Here is a 20,924-nt window from a genome sequence, read left to right as displayed (position 1 = left end):
GCGGATACCGCTGATACGGCTCCAAACGGTCAGATCCCGCTGCCGGCCTCTTCCTGTTCCTGTCTCAGCGTCGCGATGAAGCGTTTTGTGCGCTGATGCTGCGGGTTGCGGAATACCGTATCGACCGGCCCCTTCTCGACGACTACGCCCGCCTCCAGGAAAACCACTTCGCGCGCTACTTTCGAGGCGAGGCGCAGATCGTGCGTCGCCATGACCATGGTGGTGCCCTCGACGGCCAGCTGGCCAAGGACGTCGACGACTTCCTGGGCAAGTTCCGGATCGAGCGCCGACGTCGGCTCGTCGCACAGAAGCACGCGCGGCGACGGCGCCAGGGCACGGGCGATGGCGACACGCTGCTGCTGGCCGCCGGAAAGCGTCGCTGGCCAGGCGTCGGCCTTGTGCGCCATGCCGACTTTCTCCAGCAGCGAAAGCGCCCGTGCCCGTGCCTTGTCGGCGGGCCATTTCAGCACGGTGACCAGCCCTTCCATGACATTGCCGATCGCCGTGCAATGCGGAAACAGCTGGAAGTTCTGGAACACCATTCCGGTCTGACGCCGGAGCCTCTGGATATCCCGGGTTGCCACTTTGACGCCCGGGCGGAAGGAGAGCGCCTCGTCACCGATGCGCACGGTCCCGGAGGTCGGGATTTCAAGCAGGTTGATGCAGCGCAGCAGTGTCGACTTGCCGCCGCCCGAAGGGCCAACCAGAGCGGTGACGCTGCCTTCGGACATGGCGACGTTGATGTCCTTCAGGACGACATTGTCGCCGAAGCGCTTTTCGAGGTTGGAAAGTTCGATCACGACCGTGCCTCCAGGAAACCGCCATAGCGGCCGAGCCGCGCTTCGAGCCGCACCTGCAGCGCCGACAGGACCGAACTCATCGCGAGATAGATAAGGGCCGCCTCGACATAAAGGATCAGCGGCTCATAGGTGACGGCAACGATGCGCTGCGCCGACTGAAACAGTTCCGGCACGGTGATTGCCGCGGCAAGCGAGGTGTCCTTGACCAGCGAGATGAAGGTGTTCGACAGCGGCGGCACGGCCACCCGTCCGGCCTGGGGCAGGATGGTGCGGCGCATTGCCTGGCTCCAGCTCATGCCGATGGAATAGGCCGCCTCCCATTGCCCGCGCGGTACCGAGCCGATGACGGCGCGGATGATCTCGGAGGAATAGGCGCCGATGTTGAGCGTGAAGCCGATCAAGGCCGCCGGGAAGGCATCGAGCACGATGCCCAGACTGGGCAGGCCGTAGAAAATGAGGAAGAGCTGAACCAGCAGCGGCGTGCCGCGAATGATCCAGACATAAAAACGAACGATCGCCACCAGCGGCCACGGTCCGAAAAGGCGCGCGAGGGCGGCGCCGAGGCCGACAGCCAATCCCAGGACGAAGGACAGGAGGGTGAGCGGTATGGTGAAGATAAGCCCCGCCCATAGAAGGGGACCAAGCGAATCCAGCATCAATTGCAGCCAGTACGGCACGAACGGGTCTCCCTTCGGCTGATCTTTGTGCCGCCATCATAGACGGTCGCGGAAAACACAAAAGCGGCGTGCCGCATCATCGGCACGCCGCCATGTCTGAACGAACCGGACTGCCTGTCCGGCGCGGAGGATGTCTTACTTGGAAACGTCCTGCCCGAAATAGGTTTCGGAGATCTTCTTGTAGGTGCCGTCCGCCTTGATCTCGGTCAGCGCCTTGTTGATCGCCGCCACCAGATCGGCGTCGCCCTTGCGCACGATGACGCCGGAATAGTCGGCATTGGCTTCCTGCGCCACGATCTTCACCTTGGCGTCCGGCTTGTGCTTCTTGAAATCATAGAAGGACAGGCTGTCGTTGATGGTGGCTGCGGCACGACCGTTCAGCACGAGCTGGATCGACTGATCGAAGCCGTCGGTGCCGACGAGCTCGGCGCCGTTCTTCTCGGCGAGCTTGCCGAAATTCGAGGTGAGCGACTGCGCAGACTTCTTGCCCTTCAGGTCGGCAAAGTCCTTGATGTCGGCATTGTCATCGCGAACGATGAGCACCGCCTTCGAGGCGATGTAGGGATCGGAGAAATCGTACTTCGCCTTGCGTGCCTCGGTGATGCCAACCTGGTTGATGACGGCGTCATAACGCTTGGCGTCGATGCCGGCGATCAGGCCGTCCCATTTGCCTTCGAGGAATTCGGCCTTCACGCCCAGGCGCTTCGCGATCTCGCGGCCGATCTCGACGTCGAAGCCGACGAGTGCGCCCGAGGCGTCGTGATAGGTGAAAGGCGCGTAGGTGCCTTCGGTGCCGATCTTGAAGACGCCCGTCTGCTTGATGTGGTCAAGGTCAGCCCCGGCGTGGCCAGCGGTGACGGCCAGAACTTGCAGGGTTCCAGCCAGGAGCAGCGATTTCAGCCATTTCATCTTTTTGTGATCCTGTAGTTCCGGCCAGCGACACGGGCTGGCCTGTCGAGAGGTGGAGGAATTTGGCAGAAGCTTAGTCCCGAAATAAGGAATGAAATTTCAAAGTATGGTATGGTGTAGAATTTTTTTCCAGCATAGCCGAGGATGCCGATGACGTGCAGGAGCGCCGGTTTCGTCGCGGCATAGGCTCTCGGGAACCATTGCTGGCATGGCACGTTGGTGCACGCTTCCAGACGCAAAGCCGACCGGTCCGCCCGGCCAGGCTCACAACGGGCAGACGGGGAAATCACAATGATTGAAGACAGGGCAGGGCGTATCATGGTCCGGGCGGCGATGGCCGCTCCCTATCTGGAACGGGATACGGAGCATGAACTGGCGCTGCGCTGGAAAGATGCTCACGACCAATATGCGCTGAACCAGATCGTCATCGCCCATATGCGGCTGGTCATCGCGATGGCCGCCAAGTTCCGCTATTTCGGGTTGCCGGTGTCGGACCTTATCCAGGAAGGCCATATCGGCCTCTTGGAAGCAGCGGCGCGCTTCGATCCCGAGCGTGATGTGCGTTTCTCCACCTATGCGACCTGGTGGGTTCGCGCCTCGATGCAGGATTACATCCTGCGCAATTGGTCGATTGTGCGCGGCGGCACAAGTTCGGCGCAGAAGGCACTGTTCTTCAATCTACGGCGTCTGCGCGCTCGGCTCGCGACAGGGGCCGAGCCGCTGTCCAATCGCGCGCTATATCTGCAGGTTTCGACGGCGCTTGGTGTGTCGGAGAACGACGTTGCCGTGATGGATGCGCGGCTGTCGGCACCCGACAGTTCGCTCAACATGCCGTTGGCCGACGATGGCAATGGCGCGGAGCGTATGGATTTCCTGGTTTCCGACGAACCGTTGCCCGACGAAGTGGTCAGCGACGCGATCGATGTCGAGCGCCGTTCAGCCTGGCTCAAGCAGGCGCTTGGGGCGCTCAATGCCCGCGAGTTGCGCATCATAGAGGAACGTCGGCTGGGCGACGACAGCGCGACGCTGGAAGAGCTCGGCACGACGCTTGGTATTTCCAAGGAGCGGGTCCGGCAAATCGAGGTCCGTGCGATGGAGAAACTCAAGGTCGCTCTCGTAAAGCAGAACCCTGAGTTCCTGGCGGCCTAAGACGTCGGCAAGACTGGATTTCCAGATTTCAGACCACCCGCGCGATCGCCATGGCGATGACGGTGATCGCTAGCAGGCCTGCTGCGAGGCGTTCGCCGCGTATGGCCTGTCCGGCGATCGCGGCCTCGGCCTCGCGGCCAGCGGCCAGGTTACGGCGGGCGCGGCCCACCAATGCACCCTGGACCCCGGCCGCGATCAGTGCCGCGACAGCACCGACGGCAAGAACCTTTTCCTGCGCGCCAAAATAGCTGCCATGAAAGAGGTGCCAGAGAACCGCGCCCGACAGGACGGCGGCAGTGGCGGCCCCCATTTGCGGTCCGAATAGGGCGATCGCCGTGCGCCCGTCGCCAATGCGCGACAGCACGAAGGTGGAGCCGGCCCAGAACACGCCGGACATCACATGCAGGGCGAGCGCGAGCATGAAGACGATCTGCATTTCGACACCTCTTCGACGATAATCACCAAGTTGCGTTTATAGGTAGATATCTAATGATTAGATGTCAATATATTAGACGTGATCGGTTTCCGTGCTAGTCTCGATGAATGTTCGATCCATCCGTTCAGCCAATCGGCCTCGACCTCGCCCAAACCGCAAAGATCGTGCGCCGCGCCTTCGATGACGCGCTGATCGCCGGCGGCGGATCCTTGCCGGTGTGGTCGGTGCTGATCTCGGTGAAGTTGCGCGGAGCGGGAAACCAGCGCGAGCTGGCGCAGTCGGTCGGTATCCAGGATGCGACGCTGACCCACCACCTCAATGCCATGGAAGCGAACGGGCTGCTGGTTCGTCGACGCGATCCCGCAAACCGCCGCATACATCTGGTCGAGTTGACGCCGAGCGGCGAGGCGTTGTTCCTCAAGCTTAGGGAAACAGCGATGGCGTTCGACCGACAACTGCGCGCCGGGCTCGATCAGGACGATCTCGACAAGGTGCGGTCGGTCTTTTCGCGGCTGCGTTCCAATGTCGAGGGCAAACCGGACGGCGGATGATCGCGGATTGCCGGGCGCACCCTTGATGCGTCGGCACCGGCCGGAGAAGCAGTGCGACCGGCCTATCTGTCGGTGACGATCTTGACCTTGTCGCCGGCCGAAACAGTGGCGCCGGGCCCCATGGCATTCAGCACACGGAACAGGTCGAGCTTGCGGTCGACGCCGACCATCTGGGCCGACAGGGTGCCGAGGGTCTGACCCGCCTGCACGGTGACAATGCGGATACGCAGGGGCTTCAGCGCCGCCTTTTCCGCGGCGCTCAGGACACGGAAGCTGCCGCTCACCGAGCGCGCGACCGTTTCGAGGGAGCCGCTGGCCGCCGGAGCGGCGGTGAGCAGCCGGTAAACCTGGCCGTTGGCGCGGATCACCACGATATCGAACTGCCAGCCGTCGGCGTGCGCCTTGGCGACGGCCGCCTCGTTGCCGTTGATCGTCTGTTGACTGACGCTGGCACTGTCGAGGCCCGCTACCCAGCCGCTGCGGATGTAGTCAGGCAGGGACAGACCCTTGTCGATCGTCACGCCGTCGAAACGAACGGCTATGTCGCCGGGCCCGGTTGCGGTAACGGCCGCAGCGGAATTATCGATGACGAAACCTTCCGGCACGGCGAAGGAGACGCCGAGTTTCGGGTGCAGGAAGGTGCTGCCACGCACATATCCTTCTTCCGGCGTGTCGCCGTAGAGCAACCCGTCGATGCCGGCGAGATAGGAATCGCGATCGCGCGTGCCGAAACCGGGCGGACCGAACATGCGCGCGTGACGCTGCGCCAGATCGATGCGCTGCGGCGTATTGGGGTGAGTGGCAAGGAAGTCGAGGCTGGCGTCGGTGGCGCCGCTGACGGAGCGGAAGCCGGCATAGGAGGACATCGACTGCAGGAAGCGGCCGGCCGCATAGGGGTCGTAGCCGGCTTCGCCCACCGACTTGATGCCGATGGCATCGGCTTCCAGCTCCTGGTTGCGCGAGAACTGGGCGAGCCTAAGCTTGCCGCGGATCAGCGCCGCCTTGGCCGTCGCATTGTCTCCGAGCACGTCGGAGACAACCTTGGTGGCGAGACCTTCCTCGGCCTCGAGCTGCTGCCGTTGCAGGCCGTGGTTGGCCGTCACGTGTCCCATCTCGTGCGCGATCACCGCGGCAAGTTCGGAGGAATCGTTGGCAAGCGCAAGCAGGCCGCGCGTGATGTAGAGGTAGCCGCCCGGCAGTGCGAAGGCATTAACGTTGGGCGAGTTGAGGATGGTGATGCGATAGGTCTGCGTCGGGTTGGCGGAGACCACAGTCAGCCTGCCGACGATTTTTGCCACCATGCGCTCAAGCTTCGGGTCGGAGTACTCGCCGCCATAGGTGGCCAGGATGCGCGGGTGTTGCGCCTTGGCCAGATCCGCCAGGCGGCTGTTGGCCTGGGCATTGTCGACGGTGACGGGCTTGTTAGACGGTTGGAAGCCGGATTCCTCGACGGAATTCGGCATGATCGACTGGCAAGAGGCGAGCGCAAACACAAGCCCCGCCAGCGCGAACAGGCGCGCCGGGTTCTTCATGCCAATCATTTTCAGGCCGGTCGGCAGGTCGGCTTCCTCTCGTCTCGCAGGGGCAATCGGTATCTAAGCCTGACCAGTTGTATGTGAACCTAGCCACACACAAGAAACATTGGCAAGCAAGGACGGCCGCGCCCCCAAATCGGTTTGACCGCAAATTATGTCGGCTTCCAGGCAAGACAAATGCCCGAGTCGCGAAAAGCGTTCCAGATTTCCGCGACAGAACACCCGACAATTTTCCTATCTTGAGTGTAATACGACTTGTTCGGATTGGCCACCGCGTTCCCAAGCCGGCTCATCTGCCGGCATTGGAGCCGGCATAACGTTGGAAGGCGGCCGGTCCGTCGGCGGAAAAGAAGTCGGCGGCGGTGCCGGAAGCCGTGACGCTGCCGTCCTCCAGAAAAACGACGTTCCTGGCGATGCGACGCGCGTCTTCCGGCTGATGGGTGACGAACAGGATGGTCATGGGCCGCTCGGCATGCACGGCGGCAACCAGATCCAGCATTTCCTCGCGCAGGGCTGGTCCGAGAGAAGCGAAAGGCTCGTCGAGCAGAAGAACCGGGCGATCGCGCACCAGTGCGCGCGCCAGCGCGACACGCTGGCGTTCGCCGCCCGACAATTCGCGCGGCAGGCGCCTTTCCTTGCCGCCGAGACCGGTGCGGGCAAGCGCGTCGGCGACGGTCGAATGGTCAGCCTTGTCGAGGGTGAGCGAAGGCGATCGCCCAAGCCCGACATTCTGAGCGACGTCGAGATGCGCGAAGAGATTGTTTTCCTGGAACACCATCGAAACCGGCCGTTCCGACGGAGATGCGTTGGTGTAATCGTCTCCTCCAATCAGCACACGACCGGTGAGTGGCACCTCGAAGCCGGCGACGAGATTGAGCAATGTCGATTTTCCCGAGCCGCTGGGGCCCATCACGGCGGTGATCTCACCGGCAGCGAAGGTGAGGTCGAAGTCGAGCTTCATCCCGTCATAGTCGAATGTCGTCTCATCCAGACGCACGGAAACGCCGCTGCGAGCCAGAACCTCGGCAATCATATGGCACGTTCCTTTCCGAGCCGGTGGGCCAGGAGCACCAGGACGAAGCAGACCAGGCCGAGCAGCAGCGCCAGTCCTGCCGCGTCGGCGGTACGGTAGCTGCCCATGCGGGCAAGCAGAAGATAAGGCAGCGTCTGGAGCGAATCCGAGCCGAACAGGGCAATCACGCCAAGATCGCCCAGCGACAGCGCCATGGCAAAAGCGAAGGCGGTGGCCAGCGGGCGCCTGAGCACCGGTCCGTCGATCAGTCGCAGCCGGTTCCAACCGGTTATGCCCAGCTGCGCGCAAAGACGCTCATGCCGTTCGCTCGTCGCATCATAGGCTGGACGAAGCGCGCGAATAGCGAAAGGCATCGCCATGATCGCGTTGACGGTGACGACCATGAGCGGCGCCACAGCCAGGGAATCACCGACGTGGCGTAGGAGAAGAAACCAGCCGGCGCCGATGACGATGGGCGGGACCACCAGGACGAAGCCGGCGCCGGTATCGGCGGCGTATTCAAGCAAGGAGCTGCGCCCGGTCTTGCGGCGACCGGCCAGGGCCCGTCGCGCGGCAACCAGCGAGAAGGACAAAACCACCGAAAGCAGGGCCGAGAGGAAAGCCAGCACGATGCTGGTCAACGCTGCCTGTTGGACGGTGTTTTCGCCAACTAGGCGCGAAAGGTCGGCCGCCAGACCGGCGGCGACGATCGCCGCCATCGGGCCGGCCACGAACAGCAATGCCGCTGCAATCATCACAAAATTCAGCGTGGCCTCTCCGAGGCCGATCGACAGATAACGCCGCGGCGCTACCGAGAGATTGGCGTCGCCGACGGTGTTGGCTCCCAGTCGGGCCAGCAATGTCATCACCACGAAGGTCAGGACGATCTGCAAGAGTGTCAGCGCGACCGCTCGTGCCGGATCGAAGTCGAAACGCAGCGCCTGATAGATCGCCACTTCCAGCGTGGTGGCGCGCGGGCCGCCGCCGAGCAGCAGGACGATGGTGAAAGATGTGATGCAAAGCATGAAGACCAGGCCGGCGACGGCCGGCATGGCCCGGCTCAGCGCGGGCCATTCGATCAGCCGGAAGGCCGGTCGCGCACCCATACCGAGCTGGCTGGCCAACCGCCACTGGTCGGTGGGTATGGTCTGCAGCGCCTCCACGAAGAGGCGCGTCGCCAATGGCAGGTTGAAGAAGACATGCGCGACAAGAATGCCGGAAAGACCGTAGATGCCGGGCCAGTCTTGCCCGCCCATTTCCGTCAGCGGACCAGCGAAATAGCCCGCGCGGCCATAGAGGGCCAGCACGCCGAGCGCCGCGACAATGGCCGGCAAGGCCAGCGGTACGGCAAACAGCTGCAGGATGAGGCCGCGTCCGAAAAAGGCCGGGTGGCGCGACAGCGCTCTTGCAACGAAAAGCGCTGGAACCACCGACAAAAGCGTCGACAAAAGCGCTTGCCATATTGTGAAGCGCACGACGCGGAAAAGATAGGAATCGAACGCCGAAGCGGCACCGGAGAGATTGCCGGCGCCCTCGGCAACGAGGCCTAAGAAGGCGCCTCCAATCAGCAGCGTGATGAAGGTGAGTGCCACGACACCGGCAACAACGCGCGTATCGCGCAAGGCAGCAGGCCTTCCGTCCTGGCGAGGCTGGATGATGGTGGCCCTCACTTGCTCATCACGGACAGCCATTCATCCACCCAGGCCTTGCGGTTCTTGGCAACCTCTTCTGGGCTGAAGATCAAGGTCTTGGCCGGCTTCACCAGCTTGTCGAAGGCCGGGTTGAGAGGCTTGTCCATCTTGCCGGCCGGGAACATCCAATTGGTTTCGGGAACGACGTCCTGGAACTTCGGGCCGGTCATGAAGGCCATGAATTTCTGGGACAGCGGGTTCTTGGCGCCAGTGGTGGTGATGCCGGCGACTTCGATCTGCAGATAGTGGCCTTCGGAGAAGGAAGCGGCCTGATAGCGGTCGGTCTTTTCGGCAACCATGTGGTAGGCCGGCGAGGTGGTGTAGGAAAGCACCATCGGCGCTTCGCCCTTGGTGAACAGGCCGTAGGCTTCGCTCCATCCCGGCGTGACCGTGAGCACGCGACCCTTCAACTTGGCCCAGGCCTCCGGCGCCTTGTCGCCATAGACGGCCTTTACCCACAACAGCAAGCCGAGGCCCGGCGTCGAGGTGCGCGGGTCCTGGATGGCGATTTTCTGCGAAGCATCGCCCTCGACCAATTCCTTGAGGCTGGCCGGCGGCGTCTTCAACTTCTCGGTGTCATAGACGACGGCGAAATAGCCGTAGTCGTAAGGCGCGAATGTATCGTCGGCCCAGCCGCCCGGCACGTCGACCGTTGCGATCGTGCCGTGTGGGACGAACAGCCCGCTCGCCTTGGCGTCGGCCGTCAGATTGGTGTCGAGACCAAGCACGATGTCGGCCTTGGTCGCGGCACCTTCCAGCTTGACGCGGTTGAGCAGGGCGACGCCGTCGGCAACCGAGACGAAATCGACTTCGCAGCCACACTCTTCCTCGAAAGCCTTCTTCACCTGCGGGCCTGGCCCCCATTCGGCGGTGAAGCTCTCATAGGTGTAGATAGTCAGCTTGTCCTTGGCCGCGGCCGGCAGTGTGGCGGCAGCAAGGGTGAGAGCCGGGATCAGGACTGACAGAATTTTGCGCATCGACGCCTCCTTCATTCGTGTGACAGGAGAGTTGGCGCCTTTGGCTAAGCGTCTAATCCCTCCGCCGGTACAAGCCGGATCAGGTTCAGCGGGTTGGCTTAGCGCCTCTCAGCCGTTCCGCGAAAACCGCGACCCGGCACCCCGTTAGAGCGGCAAAAGACATAGAGCGGGCCTGCGCGGGGTGCAAGCCTTAGTTTGCCGGGGCGGATCGAACGTCGCGCGGGCGCTGGCATGGACTTCCGTTTCCGCATGGGGGCTGGTAAGGGCGACGCCCATGAGCACTTTCACCCTTTTGCTCGGCGGCGAGCTCGTTCGTACGCCACGGCTCGATATCCAGACTGCCGGTACGCGCGTGATCGCTGCGGATTCCGGTATTCGTCATGCGGATATGCTGGGGTTGCTGCCGGAACTTTGGGTGGGGGATTTCGATTCCGCACCGGCCAACCTGCCGCCGCATCTGGCCAAGGTGCCGCAGGAACGATTTCCGGCCGAGAAGGACAAGACCGACGGCGAGCTCGCCGTGGCGATTGCCCGGCAAAGCGGTGCCACGAAACTGATCCTGGTCGGCGCATTCGGCGGCGCCCGGGCCGACCACGCCTTTCTCCATCTGGCGCTGGCGGTAAGGCTGGCCGAGGAAGGCATCGACGTGCTTTTGACCAGCGGCGCACAGGAAGGCGTTCCGTTGCTGCCTGGCCATGCCGCCAGGTTCGACTATGCCGACGATACGCTGTTTTCGGTGCTCGGCTTTTCGGAACTCACCGGCCTTACCATCAAGGGTGCGAAATGGCCGCTGAACGATATCGAAATGGCCTTCGGTTCGTCCCTGACCATCTCCAACGCGGTGAAAGGCGAGCTCGAAATCTCGTTTGGCAGTGGCCGGGCGTTGTTGCTTGCCCATCCGTTCCCCTTGCCTGAAACCTGAGAGCCGAAAGCAGACATGGCCCCGCCGCTTCTTAATCTTACCGGCATCAAACTGACGTTTGGCGGTACGCCGCTGCTCGACGGTGCGGAACTCGTCGCCGCCCCCGGCGACAAGATCGCGCTGGTTGGCCGCAATGGTTCGGGCAAGTCGACGCTGCTCAAGATCGCCGCCGGCATGATCGAACCGCAGGACGGCGAGCTGTTCCGGCAGCCGAGCGCCACCATACGCTACCTACCGCAAATGCCCGACATGGACGGTTTTGCTACCGTGCGCGCTTATGTCGAAGCAGGGCTCGGCCCGGCCGACGACCCGCATCGCGCCACCTATCTGATGGAGCATCTGGGTCTCACCGGCGAGGAACGGCCCGCCGATCTCTCCGGCGGCGAGGCGCGCCGCGCGGCATTGGCCCGCGTAATGGCGCCGGAGCCGGATATCCTTTTGCTCGATGAACCCACCAACCATCTCGACCTCGCCGTCATCGAATGGCTGGAAGAAGAGCTGGCGCGCACGTCGTCGGCGCTGATCGTCATTTCCCACGACCGGCGTTTCCTGCAGCGCGTATCGCGCGCGACAGTCTGGCTCGATCGCGGCCAGACACGCCGCCTGGACAAAGGCTTTGCGCACTTCGAGGAATGGCGCGACCAAGTGCTCGAGGAGGAAGAGCGCGACCAACATAAGCTCGGCCGACAAATCGTGCGCGAGGAACACTGGCTGCGTTATGGCGTGACGGCGCGCCGCAAGCGCAATATGCGGCGCCTTGGCGAGTTGCAAACGATGCGCCAGCGCTTCCGCAGCCATCGCGGCGCCGAAGGCACGGCGACACTGGTGGCGAGCGACGCCGCCGAATCCGGCAAGCTGGTGATCGAGGCCAAGAATATCGACAAGAGCTTCGGCGACCTTACCGTCGTGAAAGGGTTCTCGACCCGCATCCAGCGCGGTGATCGCGTCGGTCTCGTCGGCCCCAATGGCGCGGGCAAGACCACGCTCCTGAAAATGCTGACCGGAGAACTCGCGCCCGATGCCGGTTCGGTGCGGCTGGGTGTCAATCTGGAGATCGCCACGCTCGACCAGAAGCGCGAGGCCGTCAGCCCGGATGAAACATTGGCGCATTACCTGACCGACGGGCGCGGCGAGAACCTCGTCATCAACGGCGAACAGCGCCATGTCGTGTCCTATATGAAGGACTTTCTGTTCAAGCCGGAACAGGCGCGCACGCCGGTGCGCGAGCTTTCCGGCGGCGAACGGGCGCGGCTGCTTCTCGCCCGCGTGTTGGCGCGGCCCGCCAATCTTCTGGTGCTGGACGAGCCGACCAACGATCTCGACATGGAGACGCTGGAGCTGCTGCAGGAGCTGGTGGCGGGTTTCGCCGGCACTGTCATCCTGGTCAGCCACGATCGCGATTTCCTCGATCGTACCGTGACCAGCATCATCGCGCCGGACGGTGGCGGCCGCTGGGTCGAATATGCTGGTGGTTATTCGGACATGCTGGCCCAGCGCGGCGGCACCAAGCTGGAGGACCGCAAGGCGCGCAACAAGTCTGCTGCCGACCCGGCTGCCGAAAAGCCGCGCGCCGAGGTCTCGAAAGAGCCGGCGAAAAAACTCTCCTTCAAGCAGAAGTTCGCCCTGGAAAGCCTGCCGAAGAAGATCGAGGCGGTGACGGCTTCGATCGCGAGGCTCGAGAACAACATCGCCGATCCAGCCTATTATGAGCGCGACCCGACCGGGTTCCAGAAAACCATCGCCGCTCTCGACAAGGAGCGTGTGACGCTGGCTGCGCTCGAGGAAGAATGGCTCGAGCTGGAGATGCTGCGCGAGGAGCTGGAAGGCTGAGCCGTCGCTAGGCCCGGCGGTGGGACTACGGTCGGTCTCCCGTTCTTTTCATCCAATCCGGCATTGATTTCTATGGGGCTGATCGTGCTACGCTTGGCGTGTCGGGTTGCCGATGCACTGCGTTCGATCGATGGAGGAAATGGCTCATGAAGGAATCGACCGGATGGCGTCATATGTCGAGCGCGCCCAGGGATGGCAGCCGCATCCTCGTCACGGTCAGGTCATCGGAGCAGGGCCCTGCTGAAGTGGATGTCGCCTTTTGGGCGCGGGCGGACCAGTACGGAATGGAAGGCTGGCGCGCCAATGATTCCTATCCGGGCCATATGATCGAATATGCCGATCCGGAGCTCAAATGCTGGATGGCCCTGCCAAGCGCCAATGCCGCCGCCAGCACCGTGGCCGACATGCCCACGCCCTGGGAAGGCAGCGAAGAAGAACTCCATGGTTCTGGTATCTAGGCCGACTTTCCCGCCTTGGGTTCCAGCACCAGCCGCTGCTCATGCTTAACGATTGGTGTTCGTATCCGGTCTGACGTGTAACCACGTTTTTCAGTATATTATGAAGCTCTTTCATAATCCTGTGACGTCGGTATAGCCTGATACAAGTTGGAAGAGCAGCTTGTATCAAGGCGTAATCACGAATGCGAATTCTTGAAACTGGCGTGAACAGCGGTACGCGATCTGGCCGCTTGCTTTTTTCCAACTCCAATAGATCTGCCAGAGGACGGTGGTTTGCATCCATTGTGGTCGCGCTCCTCGCATTCGTCACCGTGCCGACTTCCGTGGCATTGGCAGATGAGTGCGCGTCGCTGGCACGCCAGATCCGCAGCAGCGGTGTAGGCGGCTCCAGCCCGGAGTCGGCGCAACTTCGGCGGCAGCTTGTGGCCATCCAGGCGTTGGAACGGCGGCGGCAATGCTCGTCCAAGAGCACCGGCGGATTTTTCAACCCCTGCGCCGATCTCGCGCGCATGCGCGAAGACGTGCTGAGGCAAATGGTGGCGAGCGGCGGCCGGCGTAGCGTCTCCGTCCTGCAAGCGCGGTACGCGGCACTTGGCTGCGCGCCCGAACGGCGCGAACGCGTGCGTGAAGCGTCTGGTCCGATGTCGATCGGTGGTGCCTCCATGCTCTACTGCGTGCGGCCTTCAGACGGCTATTTCTTCCCTGCCCCGAAATCGCAATTCGCCAAGGATGTGGAACTTCAGGAAACCGTCGACCAGTGCCGCTTTATTTGCGACGACCAGGGCATGGAGGTTTTTGCGTTGACCGACCCCAGACTGGAAACGGAGGAGATGATCTCTGTCGCCGAGCGCAAGCCCTACAAGGATTTGCAGACAGCGTTCCGTTATCGGGACGATCCGGCCTTCAAGAGTTGCGATCTCCGCCGCTACTACAGCAGGGTCAACGAGATGCGGGCGCGGACGGTTACGCCCGCCAATATGGCCAACGCGATCATTCCGCTGCCGACGGAGAAGCCGGAGCGGCAGCTGCCGATCACCGCTTCGGTGGAGCCCATCAAGACGCTTGAGCCCATGGCTTTGATGGAACAGCCGGCACCCGCCGGCAAATCGGTCCGCAGCGTCGGTCCGGCTTTTTTGCCGGACCCGTGACGGACCTCGCCTTTGGGCCGGCGCAGCGGCCGTCGGCACGCTGTTTCGATTATCCCGAGGTCTTCGCCTGCCAGGCCTTCATCGCCTCGTCGAAGATCTTTTCGCCCGGCAGCCCCTTTTCCATCGTCAGCAAGGCACGGCGGCCGGATTTGTAGACGACGGGGATGTCGATCCATTCCTGATTACGCAGGAGGGTCAAATTGGCGTCCTGGTCGGCCTTGGTATCGTTGAGCGCGACCAGGAAATAGCCGTCGGCGATCTTGGCGGGAACGCCGATCAGCGGGCTGCCGGCCTCCTGCTCGGACGTTTTCATCGCGATGCGCAGAACATTTTCGATGCCGCCGCCTTCGAAACCCTGCGGGGTCAGGAAGATCATCTCGATGATATGGCTGGCCGGCAAGGTCTGGTCGGCATTGCGGCGGATGGTCATGCGCAGCTGCACGTCCTTGCCGGGGATGGTCACCTCGGCACGGATCGCCGGCTCGGGCGGCGCATCGCCGCCAGGCGATTCCTGCACGAGCGACCAGACGATATTGCCCGGCTGGGCCGAGCCTTCGGCCGCGCTGGTGCGTTCTTCGTAGTAGATAGCCTTCTGGCCAACCGGAATGGCTTGCGGCGCGGGTGGCGTGCTTGGCGCCGCGGTGCCTTGCGCGGCCGGCGTCGTTGTAGCGGGGGCCGCGGGATTGGCACCCGGCGTCGCGGCCGGAGGCGTCGGCTGTTGCGCCTGGGCCGGCTGTGGTTGCGTGCTGACCGGCGGTGTGGTCGGCGACGGCGTGGTCAGCGCGACGACGGACGTACCTTCGCCAACGGTGGCTGCTCCGCCGGCCCGGCCAGGATCGGTTTCCTTGCCGTCGGCCTGCAGTCGCTGCGTGAATTTCTGCGGCTCGCTGCTTTCCGGCGCTGGAGCTGGCGCTGGGGTGTTGGCTGCCGTGGCTGGTTGCGCGGGTGCGTTTGGTTTCGCCGGCGCCGCAGGGGCGGGCTTGTCGGCCGCAGTCTCGGTCTTGTTCAGACCAAACATGCCCTTGAAGGCGTCCTTGTTCAGCCAGACGCCGTAACCGCCGCCGCCCAGGACAGCGAGCGCGACGACGGCCGCGATGATGCGTCCGAAGCTGCGCTTGCGTTCCGGTTCGTCGATCTCGCCGAAGGTTTCGTCTGTAGTCTCGTCTTCGCCCGACGATGCCGCGAAATCCGAACCCCTATCGTCGCGCCCGACATTGCGGGGTGTTTCCGGGGCGAAGGCTGGCGGTGGCGTGGCCGACGATGTCTTGCCGAAATCGAAGACCGGCTTGGTCTCCGTCTTCGGCTTGGGCCAAACGGGTTCGAGGGCCGGCTTGGGGCCGGGCGCGGAGGGTTCTTGTCTCGCGGGCGGTGCCGGCGGCACAGTGTTTTGCTGAGGCCTGGATTCCGGGGCGCGTGTTTCCGCCGTAGGCCTCTGCCAGGAAGGCTGTGTCGGGCGCTCTTCGGCGCGGGCGGGTGCGGCAGGCTGGGGCTTCGCCTCGGTTTGCGACGGCGGCCAACCGGATTCGGTCTTGGTCGCCGGCCGGGCATGCGTCGGCTGGTTCCGGTTGCGGTCGATCGAGGAGAAGATGTTCTCAAGCTCGGCCAGGGGATCGAGAGCGGGGGCTGGCGCGGCCGGCGGCCTTGCATACTCCTTCTCGATGGAGGCTATCGCATCTTCCAGCGCGCGCCGCTGGCGATCGGCCACGGCAGCCGGCGGCGGCGGATTGATTGCGGCCAGCTTACTCTCGATGGTGGCGCGCGCCTTGTCATAGACTTTCGCGCGTACCTCCGGCGTCGTCTCGCCGAGGCCGTCGAGCGTTTTTTTCAGAACCGCAACGAAATCTGCCATGCTTCAATCGAACCTGTCGTTCGCTTCCAGAGCGGGCCTTGAGCAAATCAGCCGGCCCGCTAGGCCTTTGACAATTAATCTTGAAACGGATCGGTCACAAGTATGGTGTCGTCCCGTTCCGGACTGGTGGAGAGGAGCGCCACCGGCGCGCCGATCAATTCCTCGATATACCGCACATATTTCACTGCTTGTGCCGGCAATTCGGCCCAGCTGCGCGCCCCGGCCGTTGTTTGCGACCATCCTTCAAGTGTTTCATAGATGGGCTTAACTGCTGCTTGTGCCCGCATTGAGGCGGGCAAGTAGTCAATTCGTTTGCCGTCCAGCTCATAGCCGACGCAGACTTTCAATTCCTTCAGTCCGTCAAGTACATCGAGCTTCGTCAGAGCGATGCCGGTGATTCCGGAAGTCTTGACGGTCTGGCGCACCAGTACCGCGTCGAACCAGCCACAGCGGCGCGGACGACCGGTGTTGACGCCGACTTCGCGTCCCACCGTGGCCAGATGCCGACCGACTTCGTCGTCGAGCTCGCAGGGGAACGGTCCCTCGCCGACGCGCGTCGTATAAGCCTTGGTGATGCCCAGCACATAGCCGATCGCCGTCGGGCCGAGGCCGGAACCTGCGGCGGCCTGGCCGGCCACCGTGTTGGACGAGGTGACGAAGGGATAGGTGCCGTGGTCGTTGTCGAGCAGCGCGCCCTGCGCGCCTTCGAACAGGATGCGGGCGCCGGCCTTGCGCTTTTCCTCAAGCACCCGCCAGACCTGGTCCATGAAAGGCAGGATCTGGTCGGCGATGGAGGTGAGTTCCTCATGGATCGTCGTCGCCTCGATCTCGTTCAGCCCAAGGCCGCGACGCAGCGCATTGTGGTGCGCCAGAAGCCGCTCGATCTTGAGCATCAGCGTTTCCGGCTCGGCGAGGTCGACGAGGCGGATGGCGCGGCGGCCAACCTTGTCTTCATAGGCCGGGCCGATGCCGCGGCGGGTCGTGCCGATCTTCAGCGCCGAATTCGCATCTTCGCGGATACCGTCCAGTTCGCGATGCAGCGACAGAATCAGCGGTGCGTTGTCGGCGATGCGCAGGATTTCCGGGGTGACGGTCACGCCCTGGGCCCGCAGCTTTTCCATTTCCTGGACAAAGTGATGAGGGTCGACAACGACGCCGTTGCCGATGACCGAGAATTTTCCCTGGACGAGGCCGGAGGGCAGCAACGCCAGCTTGTAGCTGACACCGTCGATGACCAGTGTGTGGCCCGCATTATGGCCGCCATGGAAGCGCACGACCACATCGGCGCGATCCGCCAGCCAGTCGACGATCTTGCCTTTGCCTTCGTCGCCCCACTGTGAGCCGACGACCACCACATTGGCCATATCACTATCCCTTGCTGCACACCAAAAGCGGGCTGCAAAGCCCGCCACGACAGGCCCATATAGCCTCATGCCTTTCGTTGCGCGACCCTTTCTTTGCCGCGAAAGCCGTTCGTAGGCACAAGATTTTGGGCATTTGCATCATTTACTTGGGCCACCGCGCGCCATAGGTCGGAAGTCGTCGCTTTTCGGCATTGTTCCGGGGGATCGCCGATTGCATCGAAAAGCCTATGCCCTGCTTCTGATGACCACGCTGTTGTGGGGCGGCAATGCCGTGGCGGGCAAGCTGGCGGTCGGCCATGTCACGCCGATGACGCTGGTGTTTTTTCGCTGGGCGATCGCCGTGGCTGTGCTGTTGCCAATCGGCGGGCGGGCATTTGTCGAGGATTGGCCGGTGATCCGTCGCCACCTGCTCCTGATCCTGCTGCTTGGTGCCTGCGGGTTCTCGCTGTTCAACGTCATCTTCTACGCGGCGCTCAACTACACCACCGCCATCAATGTCTCGATCGAACAGGCCAGCATGCCGATCCTCATCATCGTGGCCAATTTCATCTTCTTTAGGCTCTGGGTGGGGTGGGCGCAGGCATTGGGCGTAGCTCTGACGGTTGTCGGCGTCGTCATCACCGCCAGCCATGGCGACCTGGCTGGGCTCATGCGCCTCAATCTCAACTTTGGCGACGCGATCATGCTGGTCGCCGTCATTCTCTACAGCGGCTATTCGGTCGGGCTTCGGTTGAAGCCTGCTCTCCAGTGGCAAAGCCTGATGCTTGCACTATCAATCGCCGCTTTGGTCACCTCTGTACCCTTCTTCGTTTGGGAGGTGGCCAGCAGCGTCGCGGTTTTTCCGGATTCTCGCGGTTGGGCAATCACGCTCTACACGGCCATTGGTGCCTCAGTGGTGTCGCAAGTGGCCTATATCCGCGGCATCGAGATGATCGGCGCCAATCGTGCGGGCCTGTTCATCAACCTCGTGCCCATCTTCGGCACGCTCCTGTCGATCGTGCTTCTTGGCGAGGATTTCCACATCTATCACGCAATCGCCCTGGCACTGGTTTTCGGCGGCATATGGCTTGCCGAGCATGGCAGCCGCCGCTCGATCGCCTGAACGCCGCCGGCGAAGCAGTCGAGGCCATCTTGCCGCTTGTCCTTTGCGGGATATGGCCTAGGTTGATGCGCTGAGAAACCTCCCGACAAGGGATGCCGGACATGCTGGAGGGAACCGGAGATCGGGTCGGGAAGCCGATGGCGAGACCGGCTCTGTTTCTTCGTGGTCTGCAGGGCTGGAGCGGCCGCGACCTCAGCGGCGACCTGTTCGCCGGACTGACGCTCGCCGCCATTGCCATCCCCGAGCAGATGGCAACGGCGCGGCTCGGCGATTTCTCTCCCGAAGTCGGGTTCTTCGCCTTCATCGCCGCCGTGTTTGCCTTTGCCGTGTTCGGCGCGAGCCGGCATTTGTCGGTGGGGGCGGATTCCACCATCACGCCAATCCTCGCCGGCGGCCTTGCGCTGATCGCCACATCCGGCTCACCCCATTATGTGGCGATGGCCGCGCTGCTTGCGCTGATGGTGGGCGCGATCGTGCTGGCCGGCGGGCTGCTTAGATTGGGATGGATCGCGGATCTCCTGTCGGTGCCGGTCATGGCCGGCTTTCTTGCCGGCATTGCCATCCACATCCTGGTCTCGCAGCTGCCGGAGTTGCTCGGTCTGCCGTCGGGCAGCGGCAACGTTTTTCAGCGCCTCGCCGCTGTCAGGGCCGATCTCGGCCAGGTCAATTTCTGGAGCCTGGCGCTCGGCGTTGGGGTGTTCGCGATCGTCACGGGATGCGAGCGCATAAGCCCGCGCATTCCCGGCGCGTTGATTGCGCTGGCGGTGGCTACGCTCGCCGTGACGGCGCTCGGCCTGACCGGTCGCGGCGTCGCAGTTCAGGGCAACTTGCCGGCCGGCCTGCCGGGTCTCGGCCTGCCGCAGGTGACGTTCGACGACATGCGCACGCTGGTGCCGCTGGCTTTGCTGGTGGCGATCATCGTCATGGTGCAGACGGCCGCTACCACGCGGTCGTTTGCCGGGGAGTCCGGCACGCCTCCGGACGTGAACCGCGATTTCGTCGGCGTCGGGGCGGCAAGCCTGCTGTCCGGGTTGGCCGGTGCCTTTCCGGTCAATTCCAGCCCGCCGCGCACGGCCATCGTCAGCGAAACGGGCGGGCGTTCGCAGCTCACCTGTCTGTTCGCGGCGGCAATCGTCCTCTTGCTCGTGCTGTTCGGGAAAAGCCTGCTTGCCAGTGTGCCGCAAGCCGCGCTTGCCGGCATCCTGTTCTTCGTGGCGATGCGCATCCTGCGCTGGCAGACGTTCTTCGGTACGTTGCGGCAAGCGCCGCTGGAATTCGCGCTGATCATGATCACTGCCATTGCCATCGTCGCCCTCCCGATCGAAGTTGGCGTGGCGATCGGCATCGGGCTTTCGCTGCTGCACGGCCTTTGGGGCATGACCCAGGCGGCCGCCATCGAGTTCGAAAAGGTGCCCGGCACCTCCATCTGGTGGCCGCCAAGCGGGGATCCACGAGGCGAACGTGTGCCGGGCGTGCTGGTGGTTGCGTTCCAGGCGCCGCTTTCCTTCGTCAACGCGGCAGGGTTCGGCCAGGAATTCCGGGCCATGATCGATGCCAGCACCGGCACCCTGAAGCATGTCGTCTTCGAGGCAAGCAGCGTCATCGACATCGACTTCACGGCCGCGCAAGCCCTTCGCGGGGTGATCGAGCATTGCCGGAATGCCGGCATCTCTTTCCGGATCGCCCGGCTGGAAACTGTGCGGGCCCAGAAGGCGCTGGAGCGTTTCGGCATCGTTGAGATGCTGGGGCCGAATGCCATTTTCCGCAGTGTCGACAATGCCATAACAGCCATCGCCACCAGCGAGACGACCCGGCGGGACCCTATGCCGCCCGCTTCAACCTCGAAAGGATGAACCATGCCACGGAACATCGTACCTGTTTTGCATCCGGTTTCCGTCGATGAATTGCGCCCCACGCAAATGACGGTCGGCCTGCGTGAGGTCGCGCTCAAACGCAAGGAACTGCGCGCATTGCCGGCGAACAAGAAGGACGATTTCCTCGGGGCGCATTTCATCCCGGCGGTGATCGGCCCCAAGGGACGGCCCTTCGTCGTCGACCATCACCATCTCGCCCGCGCCTTGCACGAGGAGGGCATGGAAAAGGTGCTGATCAGCGTGCTGGCTGACTTGTCGCAACTCACCAAGGAAGAATTCCTGACCTTCCTGGACAACCGCGCCTGGATGCATCCATTCGATGCGTCGGGACGGCGGCGCACGTACGAAGATCTGCCGAAATCCGTCGACAAGCTGGTCGACGATCCTTACCGCAGCCTGGCCGGTGCGGTGCGCCGAGCCGGTGGTTATGCCAAGGATACAACGCCCTTCGCGGAATTCCTCTGGGCGGATTTCTTCCGCCGGCGCATCGATGCCGGCCAACTGGCCGACAGCTTCGACAAGGCGGCCAAGAAGGCCACCACGTTGTCGCAGGACAAATCCGCGAGCCACCTGCCAGGCTGGAGCGGCCCCGACGATTGAGTGTTTGACGCCAGCAAAAGCACCGCAAACTGAAAGGGCG

The 20,924-nt window shown here is 63.2% G+C and carries 19 protein-coding genes and 1 riboswitch; of the genes, 9 read left to right on the top strand and 10 right to left on the bottom strand.

Translation table 11 applies throughout. From position 1 onward, the window contains the following. Window positions 1-29: 29 nt before the first annotated feature. From AB4136_RS00650 to AB4136_RS00640, 3 genes are all read right to left on the bottom strand, one after another. A complete protein-coding gene (locus AB4136_RS00650) occupies window positions 30-800 on the bottom strand; it encodes an amino acid ABC transporter ATP-binding protein (protein WP_024922972.1) in 771 nt (256 codons plus the stop codon). Next, the gene (locus AB4136_RS00645; RefSeq protein ID WP_024922971.1) at window positions 797-1,477 is read right to left on the bottom strand and encodes an amino acid ABC transporter permease; all 681 of its coding nucleotides are present in this window, start codon (window positions 1,475-1,477) and stop codon (window positions 797-799) included. The genes AB4136_RS00650 and AB4136_RS00645 overlap by 4 nt, the downstream gene beginning before the upstream one ends. A 135-nt stretch (window positions 1,478-1,612) precedes the next feature. Next, window positions 1,613-2,386, bottom strand: coding sequence for an amino acid ABC transporter substrate-binding protein (locus tag AB4136_RS00640; RefSeq protein ID WP_024922970.1), 774 nt, complete (start codon window positions 2,384-2,386; stop codon window positions 1,613-1,615). 291 nt (window positions 2,387-2,677) lie between these two features. On the opposite strand from AB4136_RS00640, the gene AB4136_RS00635 reads away from it, so the two are divergent. Beyond that, on the top strand, window positions 2,678-3,535 hold the full coding sequence (locus AB4136_RS00635; RefSeq protein ID WP_024922969.1) for an RNA polymerase factor sigma-32: 858 nt from the start codon (window positions 2,678-2,680) through the stop codon (window positions 3,533-3,535). A gap of 28 nt (window positions 3,536-3,563) precedes the next feature. Here the strand turns inward: AB4136_RS00635 and AB4136_RS00630 are convergent, their stop codons facing one another. Continuing rightward, on the bottom strand, window positions 3,564-3,971 hold the full coding sequence (locus AB4136_RS00630) for a hypothetical protein (RefSeq protein ID WP_024922968.1): 408 nt from the start codon (window positions 3,969-3,971) through the stop codon (window positions 3,564-3,566). Between the two features lie 164 nt (window positions 3,972-4,135). Between AB4136_RS00630 and AB4136_RS00625 the strand changes: the two genes are divergently transcribed. Continuing rightward, window positions 4,136-4,522 carry a MarR family winged helix-turn-helix transcriptional regulator gene (locus tag AB4136_RS00625; RefSeq protein WP_244431195.1) on the top strand — a complete coding sequence of 129 codons (387 nt, stop codon included), beginning with the start codon at window positions 4,136-4,138 and terminating at the stop codon, window positions 4,520-4,522. 62 nt (window positions 4,523-4,584) lie between these two features. Here the strand turns inward: AB4136_RS00625 and AB4136_RS00620 are convergent, their stop codons facing one another. The 4 genes from AB4136_RS00620 to thiB form a co-directional block, all read right to left on the bottom strand. Further along, window positions 4,585-6,054, bottom strand: coding sequence for a M48 family metalloprotease (locus AB4136_RS00620; protein ID WP_024922966.1), 1,470 nt, complete (start codon window positions 6,052-6,054; stop codon window positions 4,585-4,587). A 292-nt stretch (window positions 6,055-6,346) separates the two neighbouring features. Beyond that, window positions 6,347-7,090 (bottom strand): thiamine ABC transporter ATP-binding protein, encoded by a 744-nt coding sequence (gene thiQ, locus AB4136_RS00615; RefSeq protein WP_036254056.1) that lies wholly within the window; start codon window positions 7,088-7,090, stop codon window positions 6,347-6,349. After that, a complete protein-coding gene (gene thiP, locus AB4136_RS00610) occupies window positions 7,087-8,760 on the bottom strand; it encodes a thiamine/thiamine pyrophosphate ABC transporter permease (protein WP_051504817.1) in 1,674 nt (557 codons plus the stop codon). Before thiP ends, thiQ begins: the two co-directional genes overlap by 4 nt. Next, on the bottom strand, window positions 8,736-9,737 hold the full coding sequence (gene thiB / locus AB4136_RS00605; protein ID WP_024922963.1) for a thiamine ABC transporter substrate binding subunit: 1,002 nt from the start codon (window positions 9,735-9,737) through the stop codon (window positions 8,736-8,738). Before thiB ends, thiP begins: the two co-directional genes overlap by 25 nt. 39 nt (window positions 9,738-9,776) lie before the next feature. Then, window positions 9,777-9,891: riboswitch (TPP riboswitch) on the bottom strand. Window positions 9,892-10,011: 120 nt separating this feature from the next. Between thiB and AB4136_RS00600 the strand changes: the two genes are divergently transcribed. From AB4136_RS00600 to AB4136_RS00585, 4 genes are all read left to right on the top strand, one after another. Continuing rightward, window positions 10,012-10,659 carry a thiamine diphosphokinase gene (locus AB4136_RS00600; RefSeq protein WP_024922962.1) on the top strand — a complete coding sequence of 216 codons (648 nt, stop codon included), beginning with the start codon at window positions 10,012-10,014 and terminating at the stop codon, window positions 10,657-10,659. Between the two features lie 15 nt (window positions 10,660-10,674). After that, window positions 10,675-12,489 (top strand): ABC-F family ATP-binding cassette domain-containing protein, encoded by a 1,815-nt coding sequence (locus AB4136_RS00595; RefSeq protein ID WP_024922961.1) that lies wholly within the window; start codon window positions 10,675-10,677, stop codon window positions 12,487-12,489. A 146-nt stretch (window positions 12,490-12,635) separates the two neighbouring features. Then, window positions 12,636-12,947 carry a hypothetical protein gene (locus AB4136_RS00590; RefSeq protein WP_024922960.1) on the top strand — a complete coding sequence of 104 codons (312 nt, stop codon included), beginning with the start codon at window positions 12,636-12,638 and terminating at the stop codon, window positions 12,945-12,947. A 182-nt stretch (window positions 12,948-13,129) separates the two neighbouring features. Beyond that, a complete protein-coding gene (locus tag AB4136_RS00585) occupies window positions 13,130-14,095 on the top strand; it encodes a DUF2865 domain-containing protein (protein WP_081766826.1) in 966 nt (321 codons plus the stop codon). A 49-nt stretch (window positions 14,096-14,144) separates the two neighbouring features. Here the strand turns inward: AB4136_RS00585 and AB4136_RS00580 are convergent, their stop codons facing one another. Continuing rightward, window positions 14,145-15,944: a hypothetical protein gene (locus AB4136_RS00580; protein WP_024922958.1), complete on the bottom strand. Its 1,800-nt coding sequence runs from the start codon at window positions 15,942-15,944 to the stop codon at window positions 14,145-14,147. 74 nt (window positions 15,945-16,018) lie between these two features. Further along, a complete protein-coding gene (locus AB4136_RS00575; RefSeq protein WP_024922957.1) occupies window positions 16,019-17,308 on the bottom strand; it encodes an adenylosuccinate synthase in 1,290 nt (429 codons plus the stop codon). Window positions 17,309-17,519: 211 nt separating this feature from the next. On the opposite strand from AB4136_RS00575, the gene AB4136_RS00570 reads away from it, so the two are divergent. From AB4136_RS00570 to AB4136_RS00560, 3 genes are all read left to right on the top strand, one after another. Continuing rightward, window positions 17,520-18,410, top strand: coding sequence for a DMT family transporter (locus tag AB4136_RS00570; RefSeq protein ID WP_024922956.1), 891 nt, complete (start codon window positions 17,520-17,522; stop codon window positions 18,408-18,410). Between the two features lie 101 nt (window positions 18,411-18,511). Continuing rightward, window positions 18,512-20,263 carry a SulP family inorganic anion transporter gene (locus tag AB4136_RS00565; RefSeq protein ID WP_441930077.1) on the top strand — a complete coding sequence of 584 codons (1,752 nt, stop codon included), beginning with the start codon at window positions 18,512-18,514 and terminating at the stop codon, window positions 20,261-20,263. Between the two features lie 3 nt (window positions 20,264-20,266). Continuing rightward, window positions 20,267-20,884, top strand: a complete 618-nt coding sequence (locus AB4136_RS00560; protein ID WP_024922954.1) for a ParB-like protein — start codon at window positions 20,267-20,269, stop codon at window positions 20,882-20,884. The last annotated feature ends 40 nt before the right edge of the window (window positions 20,885-20,924 follow it).

Source organism: Mesorhizobium sp. 2RAF21 (assembly GCF_052115345.1).
In the GTDB taxonomy this organism is placed as follows: domain Bacteria; phylum Pseudomonadota; class Alphaproteobacteria; order Rhizobiales; family Rhizobiaceae; genus Mesorhizobium; species Mesorhizobium terrae.
The sequence above is the reverse complement of the archived record's forward strand: the minus strand, read 5'-3'. Positions and strand labels throughout refer to the sequence as shown.